Origin of the sequence: Mesorhizobium sp. M2A.F.Ca.ET.067.02.1.1, assembly GCF_004023285.1 — a bacterium.
Lineage (GTDB): Bacteria > Pseudomonadota > Alphaproteobacteria > Rhizobiales > Rhizobiaceae > Mesorhizobium.
In genome coordinates, this window is sequence record NZ_RZSB01000237.1 from 1 (window position 1) to 7,870 (window position 7,870).

Annotated in this window: 17 protein-coding genes; all 17 read right to left on the bottom strand. The window is 62.7% G+C overall.

Features of this window, described 5'->3' with window-relative positions:
* The coding region (rplF, locus tag EOA28_RS17370; RefSeq protein WP_128315087.1) for a 50S ribosomal protein L6 at positions 1-499 on the bottom strand (499 nt) is incomplete at its 3' end.
* 90 nt (positions 500-589) lie between these two features.
* The gene (rpsH, locus tag EOA28_RS17375) at positions 590-988 is read right to left on the bottom strand and encodes a 30S ribosomal protein S8 (protein WP_042642201.1); all 399 of its coding nucleotides are present in this window, start codon (positions 986-988) and stop codon (positions 590-592) included.
* A 12-nt stretch (positions 989-1,000) separates the two neighbouring features.
* On the bottom strand, positions 1,001-1,306 hold the full coding sequence (rpsN, locus tag EOA28_RS17380; RefSeq protein WP_042642199.1) for a 30S ribosomal protein S14: 306 nt from the start codon (positions 1,304-1,306) through the stop codon (positions 1,001-1,003).
* Positions 1,307-1,332: 26 nt separating this feature from the next.
* A complete protein-coding gene (gene rplE / locus EOA28_RS17385) occupies positions 1,333-1,911 on the bottom strand; it encodes a 50S ribosomal protein L5 (protein ID WP_126082801.1) in 579 nt (192 codons plus the stop codon).
* The gene (gene rplX / locus EOA28_RS17390; protein WP_042642195.1) at positions 1,904-2,218 is read right to left on the bottom strand and encodes a 50S ribosomal protein L24; all 315 of its coding nucleotides are present in this window, start codon (positions 2,216-2,218) and stop codon (positions 1,904-1,906) included. The genes rplE and rplX overlap by 8 nt, the downstream gene beginning before the upstream one ends.
* A 12-nt stretch (positions 2,219-2,230) precedes the next feature.
* The gene (gene rplN, locus EOA28_RS17395) at positions 2,231-2,599 is read right to left on the bottom strand and encodes a 50S ribosomal protein L14 (RefSeq protein WP_006205457.1); all 369 of its coding nucleotides are present in this window, start codon (positions 2,597-2,599) and stop codon (positions 2,231-2,233) included.
* Between the two features lie 83 nt (positions 2,600-2,682).
* Positions 2,683-2,922: a 30S ribosomal protein S17 gene (gene rpsQ / locus EOA28_RS17400; protein ID WP_023675136.1), complete on the bottom strand. Its 240-nt coding sequence runs from the start codon at positions 2,920-2,922 to the stop codon at positions 2,683-2,685.
* Between the two features lie 4 nt (positions 2,923-2,926).
* The gene (gene rpmC / locus EOA28_RS17405) at positions 2,927-3,127 is read right to left on the bottom strand and encodes a 50S ribosomal protein L29 (protein WP_042642190.1); all 201 of its coding nucleotides are present in this window, start codon (positions 3,125-3,127) and stop codon (positions 2,927-2,929) included.
* A 12-nt stretch (positions 3,128-3,139) separates the two neighbouring features.
* Positions 3,140-3,553 (bottom strand): 50S ribosomal protein L16, encoded by a 414-nt coding sequence (gene rplP / locus EOA28_RS17410; protein ID WP_027170364.1) that lies wholly within the window; start codon positions 3,551-3,553, stop codon positions 3,140-3,142.
* 27 nt (positions 3,554-3,580) lie between these two features.
* Positions 3,581-4,306 (bottom strand): 30S ribosomal protein S3, encoded by a 726-nt coding sequence (gene rpsC, locus EOA28_RS17415; RefSeq protein ID WP_127252188.1) that lies wholly within the window; start codon positions 4,304-4,306, stop codon positions 3,581-3,583.
* Positions 4,306-4,695 (bottom strand): 50S ribosomal protein L22, encoded by a 390-nt coding sequence (gene rplV, locus EOA28_RS17420; protein WP_010909277.1) that lies wholly within the window; start codon positions 4,693-4,695, stop codon positions 4,306-4,308. The genes rpsC and rplV overlap by 1 nt, the downstream gene beginning before the upstream one ends.
* A gap of 2 nt (positions 4,696-4,697) precedes the next feature.
* Entirely contained in the window at positions 4,698-4,976 is a 279-nt protein-coding gene (gene rpsS, locus EOA28_RS17425) for a 30S ribosomal protein S19 (RefSeq protein WP_006205463.1), read from the bottom strand.
* A 16-nt stretch (positions 4,977-4,992) separates the two neighbouring features.
* On the bottom strand, positions 4,993-5,826 hold the full coding sequence (rplB, locus tag EOA28_RS17430; RefSeq protein WP_126082803.1) for a 50S ribosomal protein L2: 834 nt from the start codon (positions 5,824-5,826) through the stop codon (positions 4,993-4,995).
* A gap of 22 nt (positions 5,827-5,848) precedes the next feature.
* The gene (locus tag EOA28_RS17435; protein ID WP_040983033.1) at positions 5,849-6,142 is read right to left on the bottom strand and encodes a 50S ribosomal protein L23; all 294 of its coding nucleotides are present in this window, start codon (positions 6,140-6,142) and stop codon (positions 5,849-5,851) included.
* On the bottom strand, positions 6,139-6,759 hold the full coding sequence (rplD, locus tag EOA28_RS17440; protein ID WP_127252189.1) for a 50S ribosomal protein L4: 621 nt from the start codon (positions 6,757-6,759) through the stop codon (positions 6,139-6,141). Before rplD ends, EOA28_RS17435 begins: the two co-directional genes overlap by 4 nt.
* The gene (gene rplC, locus EOA28_RS17445; protein ID WP_127252190.1) at positions 6,759-7,478 is read right to left on the bottom strand and encodes a 50S ribosomal protein L3; all 720 of its coding nucleotides are present in this window, start codon (positions 7,476-7,478) and stop codon (positions 6,759-6,761) included. The genes rplD and rplC overlap by 1 nt, the downstream gene beginning before the upstream one ends.
* Positions 7,479-7,539: 61 nt before the next feature.
* Positions 7,540-7,848, bottom strand: a complete 309-nt coding sequence (rpsJ, locus tag EOA28_RS17450; protein ID WP_006205468.1) for a 30S ribosomal protein S10 — start codon at positions 7,846-7,848, stop codon at positions 7,540-7,542.
* Positions 7,849-7,870 lie beyond the last annotated feature (22 nt).

Consider the following 7,870-nt stretch of genomic DNA (forward strand, 5'->3'; position numbering starts at 1 on the left):
CGTCGGCATAGCGCACGCCCTTGCCCTTGTACGGCTCCGGACCGCGATACTCGCGGATCTCGGCGGCGACCTGGCCGACCTGCTGCTTGTCGATGCCCGAGACCGTGATCTCGGTCGGCTTCGGCACCGTGATGGTGATGCCCTGCGGCGTCTCGTAGACGACGTCGTGGCTGAAGCCAAGCGCGAGTTGCAGGTTCTTGCCCTGCAACGCCGCACGATAGCCGACGCCGGTGATCTCGAGCTTCTTCTCGAAGCCGTCCTTCACGCCCTGCAGGATGTTGACGATCTGCGTGCGCGACATGCCCCACTTGGAGCGGGCGTTCTTGGTCTGGTCGCGCGGCTCGACGGAGATCTCGTTGTTCTCCATCTTGACCAGCACTTCGTCGTTCACCACGAACTTCAGCTCGCCCTTCGGGCCCTTCGCCGTCACGGTCTGGCCGTTGACGGAGGCGGTCACGCCCTGCGGCAGCGAAACGGGTTTCTTTCCGATACGAGACATTTTGTTGTCCTCGTCACTTCTTTGGTTTCAGGTTCCAGTTCCCGGGCGCGATCCCGAGAACCGAAGCCCATTCATCAATCTCTTGGCCGATCAGAAGATCTGGCAGAGGATCTCGCCGCCGACATTCTGCTCGCGCGCTTCATGGTCGGCCATGACGCCCTTTGGCGTCGAAAGGATGGCGATGCCGAGGCCGTTGGCGACCTGCGGGATCGACTTGGCCGAGACATAGACGCGGCGGCCGGGCTTCGAGACGCGCTCGATTTCGCGCACGACCGGAGCGCCGTCGAAATACTTCAGCTCGATCTCGATTTCAGACTTGCCGTTTTCGAAATCGGTCTGGCTGTAGTCGCGGATATAGCCTTCCGACTTCAGCACTTCGAGGACGCGGGCGCGCAGACGCGAGGCCGGGGTCGAGACGCTCGACTTCTTGCGGCCATAGGCGTTGCGGATGCGGGTCAGCATATCGCCGAGAGGATCGCTCAATGACATCTCAGTGTCTCCTTACCAGCTCGACTTGACCAGGCCCGGGATCTGGCCGGTGTTGCCCAGATCGCGAAGCGCGATACGCGAAAGCTTCAGCTTGCGATAGTAGGCACGCGGACGCCCCGTGACTTCGCAACGGTTGCGGATGCGGATCTTGGCCGAGTTGCGCGGCAGCGCCGACAGCTTCAACTGGGCGCGGAAACGCTCTTCCATCGGCTTGGACTGATCCATGATGATGGCCTTGAGCGCCGTGCGCTTGGCGGCGTACTGGTCGGCGAGCTTGCGGCGCCGGTTGTTCTTCTCGACTGAGCTGGTCTTTGCCATTTCAGATTTTTCCTTTTTCGCTGCCGTTACTGGCGGAAGGGGAAGTTGAAGGCCTTGAGCAGAGCCCTGGCCTCGTCATCCGTCTTCGCCGTCGTACAAACGATGACGTCCATGCCCCAGACCTGATCAACCTTGTCGTAGTTGATCTCCGGGAACACGATGTGTTCTTTGATGCCCATGGCGTAGTTGCCACGGCCGTCAAAGCTCTTCGGGTTCAGTCCGCGGAAGTCGCGAACGCGCGGCAGCGCGATGTTCACGAGGCGGTCGAGGAACTCGTACATGCGTTCCTTGCGCAGCGTGACCTTGGCGCCGATCGGCATGTTCTCGCGCACCTTGAAGCCGGCAATCGAGTTGCGGGCGCGGGTGACGACGGCCTTCTGGCCGGCGATCAGCGCGAGATCCTCGGCCGCGACCGAGGGCTTCTTGGAATCGGCGGTTGCTTCGCCGACGCCCATGTTCAGCACGATCTTGTCGATGCGCGGAACCTGCATCTCGTTGTCGTAGCCGAACTGCTCCTGCAGCGCCTTGCGGATGGTCTCCTGATAGACCTTCTTGAGGCGCGGCTCGTTCTTGGCAGTTGCCTGCTTGGTTTCAGCCTTAGCCATTGATGACTTCTCCCGAACGCTTGGCGACGCGCACCTTCTTGCCGTCCTTCTGGATGGTGAAGCCGACGCGGGTCGGCTTGCCGTCCTTGGGGTCGGCCAGCGCGATGTTCGACAGGTGGATCGGCGCTTCCTTGGTGATGATCCCGCCCTCTTGGGACTGGGTCTGCTTCTGGTGACGGCGAATGAGGTTCACGCCGCGGACAACCGCGGTGTCTTCCTTCGGCTGCACCGATAGGACTTCGCCCGAACGGCCCTTGTCCTTGCCGGCCAGCACGACGACCTTGTCGCCTTTTTTGATCTTTTGCATTGGTCCGGCTCCTTACAGCACTTCAGGCGCGAGCGAGATGATCTTCATGTGGTTCTTGGCGCGCAGCTCGCGCGGAACCGGTCCGAAGATACGGGTGCCGATCGGCTCTTTCTTATTGTCGACGAGAACGGCCGCGTTCTTGTCGAAACGGATCACGCTGCCGTCCGGACGGCGGATGTCCTTGGCCGTGCGAACCACGACCGCCTTCATCACATCGCCCTTCTTAACGCGGCCGCGCGGAATGGCTTCCTTGATCGACACCACGATGATGTCGCCGACGGAGGCATATTTCCGCTTCGAGCCGCCCAGCACCTTGATGCACATGACACGACGGGCGCCGGAATTGTCCGCGACGTCGAGGTTTGTTTGCATCTGAATCATGACTGGCCGCCTTCTTCTTTTCTAACGGGACGGGTGCTTTCACCCCTCCCCGGTCTGTCCAAAATTCGGTTCGTTCGCCCGGATCAAGCCTGATCCGAAGAGACGACAACCCAGCGCTTGTCCTTGGAAATTGGCTTCGATTCCTGGATGAACACCTGGTCGCCAACCTTGTGGGCGTTGTTCTCGTCGTGCGCCTTGTACTTCTTGGTCATGCGCACGGTCTTCTTCATCACCGGATGCGTGAAGCGACGCTCGACCTTGACGACAACCGTCTTCTCGTTCTTGTCGCTGACGACGGTGCCCTGCAGGATACGCTTCGGCATGGTCTTAACCCTTCTTGGCCGCGGCTTTTTCCGCGGCGATGGTCTTGATGCGCGCGATGTCCTTGCGGACCTGCTTCACGCGCGCGGTCTTCTCGAGCTGGCCGGTGGCCTTCTGGAAGCGCAGATTGAACTGCTCCTTCTTCAGCGCGGCCAGGTCGTCGGTCAGCTGATCCTGGGTCTTGGTCCGGATGTCTTCGGCTTTCATGATCGCCTGTCCTTATTCTGCGATGCGCTGCACGAAGCGCGTCTTGACCGAGAGCTTGGCGGCGCCGAGACGCAGCGCTTCACGCGCGGTCTCCTCGCTGACGCCGTCGATCTCGAACATGATGCGGCCGGGCTTGACGCGCGCCGCCCAATAATCGACGGCGCCCTTGCCCTTACCCATGCGGACTTCGGTCGGCTTCGAGGTGACCGGCAGGTCCGGGAACACCCGGATCCAGACGCGGCCGGCGCGCTTCATCTCGCGGGTGATCGCGCGGCGGGCCGCCTCGATCTCACGCGCGGTGACGCGGTTCGGCTCAAGCGCCTTCAGTCCGAAACCGCCGAAATCCAGATTGGTGCCGCCCTTGGCGGTACCGTGGATACGGCCCTTGAACTGCTTACGGAACTTTGTGCGCTTTGGCTGCAGCATCGTTCTAACTCCAAATTCTCAAATGTCTCAGGCGTTCTCGCGACGACGGCCGCGTTCACGCTCACCGCCACCGCCATGCGCTGCATCACCTTCGGTGGCGCGACGCTCGGAAGCCATCGGGTCGTGCTCAAGGATCTCGCCCTTGAACACCCACACCTTGACGCCGCAGATACCGTAAGCCGTGTTCGCCTCGGCCGTGCCGTAGTCGACATCGGCGCGCAGGGTGTGCAGCGGCACGCGGCCTTCGCGGTACCACTCCATGCGCGCGATTTCGGCGCCGCCGAGACGGCCGGAGCAGTTGATGCGGATGCCTTCGGCGCCGAGACGCATGGCCGACTGAACGGCGCGCTTCATGGCGCGGCGGAACGCGATGCGGCGCTCGAGCTGCTGGGCGATCGACTGGGCGATCAGCGTGGCGTCGATTTCCGGCTTGCGCACTTCAACGATGTTGAGGTGCGTTTCGGACTTCGTCATCTCGGTCAGCTTCTTGCGCAGCTTCTCGATGTCGGCGCCCTTCTTGCCGATGATCAGGCCCGGACGCGCGGCGTGGATGGTGACGCGGCACTTCTTGTGCGGACGCTCGATCACGACCTTGGAGATCGCGGCCTGCTTGAGTTCCTTCTCAAGATACTTGCGGATCTTGAGGTCCTCGTGCAGCAGCTGGCCGTACTCGCCGGTGTTCGCGAACCAGCGCGAATCCCAGGTACGGTTGATGCCGAGACGCAGCCCGATCGGATTGACTTTCTGGCCCATTATGCGGCCTCCCCTTTTTCCTCGACTTCACGAACGACGATCGTGAGGTGTGAGAACGGCTTTTCGATACGGCTGGCGCGACCGCGGCCACGAGCGTGGAAACGCTTCATGACGATCGACTTGCCGACATAGGCTTCCGCCACGACCAGCGCGTCGACATCGAGGTCGTGGTTGTTTTCCGCGTTGGCGATCGCCGATTCCAGCGTCTTCTTGACCGTGCCGGAAATCCGCTTGGCCGAGAATTCGAGGTCGGAAAGCGCTGTCGCGACCTTCTTGCCGCGGATCAGCGCGGCAACCAGGTTCAGCTTCTGCGGGCTGATACGGATCGTGCGCAGAACGGCACGCGCCTCGTTATCAGCAAGCCTGCGCGGAGCTTTGGCCTTGCCCATGATTATTTCCTCTTCGCCTTCTTATCCGCGCCGTGACCGTAATAGGTCCGGGTCGGAGCGAATTCACCGAACTTGTGGCCGACCATATCCTCGTTCACCGAGACCGGGACGTGCTTCTGGCCGTTGTAGACACCGAAGGTGAAGCCGACGAACTGCGGCAGGATGGTGGAGCGACGGCTCCACATCTTGATCACCTCATTGCGACCACCTTCACGAACCTTGTCCACCTTCTTGAGAAGGTAGCCGTCGATGAAGGGGCCTTTCCAAATCGAACGAGTCACTTGGCGTTACCTCTTATTAGCTCTTGCGCTGATGACGCGAGCGCAGGATGAACTTGTCGGTCGCCTTGTTGGACCGCGTCTTCTTGCCCTTGGTCGGCTTGCCCCAGGGCGAAACCGGATGACGGCCGCCCGAGGTGCGGCCTTCGCCGCCGCCGTGCGGATGGTCGACCGGGTTCATGGTCACGCCGCGATTGTGCGGACGCTTGCCGCGCCAAACGGTGCGACCGGCCTTGCCGTCGTTGATGTTGCCGTGGTCGGGGTTCGACACCGCGCCGACGGTGGCCATGCAGGAGCCGTGCACGACGCGCTGCTCGCCCGAGTTGAGGCGCAGGATCGCCATGCCCTGGTCGCGGCCGACGAGCTGGGCGTAACCGCCAGCCGAACGGGCGACCTGACCGCCCTTGCCCGGCTTCAGCTCGATGTTGTGGACGATCGTGCCGACCGGCATCGAGGCCAGCGGCATCGCGTTGCCCGGCTTCACGTCAACCGCTTCGCCGGCCACGATCTTGTCGCCGGCAGCAAGACGCTGCGGGGCCAGGATGTAGGACAGCTCGCCATCGTCATACTTGATCAGCGCGATGAAGGCGGTGCGGTTCGGATCGTATTCGATACGCTCGACCGTGCCGACGACGTCGTACTTCTTACGCTTGAAGTCGATGATGCGGTACGAGCGCTTGTGACCGCCGCCGATGAAGCGGGCCGTGATGCGGCCGTAATTGTTGCGGCCGCCCGACTTGGTCAGGCCTTCGGTCAGGCCCTTGACGGGCTTGCCCTTGTAGAGGCCCGAGCGGTCGACGATGACCAGCTGGCGGGTGCTCGGCGTTATCGGGTTGAATTTCTTAAGTGCCATTGTCCTGTCCTCGCGGCCTTGCTCAGAGACCCGTCGCGACGTCGATCGACTGGCCGTCGGCCAGCGTCACAACCGCCTTCTTGACGTCGCCCTGGCGGCCAACCGTGCCGCGGAAGCGCTTGATCTTGCCCTTGCGGACGAGCGTGTTCACAGCCGTCACCTTGACGCCGAAGAGAGCCTCCACGGCAGCCTTGATTTCCGGCTTCGACGCCTTCTTGGCGACGTTGAAGACGACCTGGTTCTGCTCGGAAGCCATGGTCGACTTTTCGGTGATCGCCGGCGAGACGATCACGTCGTAGTGACGGAGGTCGGTCATTTAAAGCGCTCCTCGAGAGCCTCGACGGCGGCCTTGGAAAGGACCAGCGTGCCGCGGCGCAGAATGTCGTAGACGTTGATGCCCTGGATGGGCAGCACGTCGATGTTCGGAATGTTGGTCGCGGCCAGCTTGAAGTTCTGGTCAAGCTCGGCGCCGCCGATCACCAGCGCGTTGGTCAGCCCCAGCGTCTCGAGGTTCGCCGCCAGCGCCTTGGTCTTGGCTTCGGCAAGCTTCAGCTCGTCTACGATGATGAGCGAAGCGCTCTTGGCCTTGGCCGAGAGAGCATGCTTCAGGCCCAGCGCGCGCACCTTCTTCGGCAGGTCGTGCTCATGGCTGCGCACGACCGGGCCGTGCGCCTTGCCGCCGCCGCGGAACTGCGGAGCGCGAGCCGAGTGGTGACGGGCGCGCCCCGTACCCTTCTGCTTGTACATCTTGGCGCCGGTGCGCGCGATCTCGGCGCGGCCCTTGGCCTTGTGCGTGCCCTGCTGCTTCTTGGCGAGCTGCCAGCGCACGACGCGCTGCAGGATGTCCTCGCGCGGGTCGAGGCCGAAAATCTCTTCGGAGAGCTTCAGCTCGCCGGCGTCCTTGCCGCCCAGCGTTTTAATCTTGAGGTCCATTATTCCGCTCCCTCAGTGGCCGGGGCTTCGTTCTTGGCAGCAGCAGCGGCACGGATCGCGGCGGGCTTCGGCGCGTTGGCCGGCAGCGCAACCTTGGCAGCGTCGCGAACCAGGATCCAGGCGCCTTTGACGCCGGGAACCGCGCCGCGGATCAGGATCAGGCCGCGGTCGGCATCGGTCGAGACAACCTCGACATTCTGCGTCGTGACGCGGGTGTCGCCCATGTGGCCGGCCATCTTCTTGCCCTTGAACACCTTGCCGGGGTCCTGGCGCTGGCCGGTCGAGCCGTGCGTGCGGTGCGAGACCGAGTTACCGTGCGTGGCGCGGCCACCACCCATGTGGTGGCGCTTGATCACGCCCTGGAAACCCTTGCCGGTCGAAGTGCCGGTGACGTCGACCTTCTGGCCGGCGACGAAATGCTCCACGGTCAGCTCGGCGCCGACGTCGATCATGTTGTCGGCGGAGACGCGGAACTCCGCGACCTTGGCCTTGGGCTCGACGGACGCAGCGGCGAAATGGCCGCGCATCGCCTTCGACGTGTTCTTCACCTTGGCAAGGCCAACGCCGAGCTGGACGGCGGTGTAGCCGTTCTTCTCCTGCGTGCGCTGAGCCACGACCTGGCAGTTCTCCATCTGGAGAACGGTGACGGGAACGTGTTCCCCGGCATCGTTATAGATGCGGGTCATTCCCACCTTCTTTGCAATCACACCTGAACGCATCGGTTCAATTCCTTTAGAGTTCCGGGCCAGGGGCACCGCCCCTTACCGCGTTCTCATTCCTTTAGAGCTTGATCTCGACGTCGACACCGGCGGCCAGATCGAGCTTCATCAAAGCATCGACCGTCTGCGGGGTCGGATCGACGATGTCGAGCAGACGCTTGTGCGTACGCATCTCGAACTGCTCGCGGCTCTTCTTGTCGACGTGGGGCGACCGGTTGACCGTGAATTTTTCGATCCGCGTCGGCAGCGGGATGGGGCCGCGGACGTTGGCGCCGGTGCGCTTGGCGGTCGACACGATTTCGCGCGTCGAGGCGTCGAGCACCCGGTGGTCAAACGCTTTAAGGCGGATGCGGATATTCTGTCCGTTCATGCGTCAATTCCTTGTTCTGGCG

What these genes read in the sequence shown, in the direction of transcription:
- rplE (WP_126082801.1), bottom strand. Translation starts at nt 1,911, where the DNA reads ATGGCTAAGGCTGAAACCAAGCAGGCAACTGCCAAGAACGAGCCGCGC.
- rplV (WP_010909277.1), bottom strand. Translation starts at nt 4,695, where the DNA reads ATGGGCAAGGCCAAAGCTCCGCGCAGGCTTGCTGATAACGAGGCGCGT.
- rplN (WP_006205457.1), bottom strand. Translation starts at nt 2,599, where the DNA reads ATGATTCAGATGCAAACAAACCTCGACGTCGCGGACAATTCCGGCGCC.
- rpsC (WP_127252188.1), bottom strand. Translation starts at nt 4,306, where the DNA reads ATGGGCCAGAAAGTCAATCCGATCGGGCTGCGTCTCGGCATCAACCGT.
- rplX (WP_042642195.1), bottom strand. Translation starts at nt 2,218, where the DNA reads ATGCAAAAGATCAAAAAAGGCGACAAGGTCGTCGTGCTGGCCGGCAAG.
- rplC (WP_127252190.1), bottom strand. Translation starts at nt 7,478, where the DNA reads ATGCGTTCAGGTGTGATTGCAAAGAAGGTGGGAATGACCCGCATCTAT.
- rplB (WP_126082803.1), bottom strand. Translation starts at nt 5,826, where the DNA reads ATGGCACTTAAGAAATTCAACCCGATAACGCCGAGCACCCGCCAGCTG.
- rpsN (WP_042642199.1), bottom strand. Translation starts at nt 1,306, where the DNA reads ATGGCAAAGACCAGCTCAGTCGAGAAGAACAACCGGCGCCGCAAGCTC.
- EOA28_RS17435 (WP_040983033.1), bottom strand. Translation starts at nt 6,142, where the DNA reads ATGACCGACCTCCGTCACTACGACGTGATCGTCTCGCCGGCGATCACC.
- rplD (WP_127252189.1), bottom strand. Translation starts at nt 6,759, where the DNA reads ATGGACCTCAAGATTAAAACGCTGGGCGGCAAGGACGCCGGCGAGCTG.
- rpsJ (WP_006205468.1), bottom strand. Translation starts at nt 7,848, where the DNA reads ATGAACGGACAGAATATCCGCATCCGCCTTAAAGCGTTTGACCACCGG.
- rplP (WP_027170364.1), bottom strand. Translation starts at nt 3,553, where the DNA reads ATGCTGCAGCCAAAGCGCACAAAGTTCCGTAAGCAGTTCAAGGGCCGT.
- rpmC (WP_042642190.1), bottom strand. Translation starts at nt 3,127, where the DNA reads ATGAAAGCCGAAGACATCCGGACCAAGACCCAGGATCAGCTGACCGAC.
- rpsH (WP_042642201.1), bottom strand. Translation starts at nt 988, where the DNA reads ATGTCATTGAGCGATCCTCTCGGCGATATGCTGACCCGCATCCGCAAC.
- rpsQ (WP_023675136.1), bottom strand. Translation starts at nt 2,922, where the DNA reads ATGCCGAAGCGTATCCTGCAGGGCACCGTCGTCAGCGACAAGAACGAG.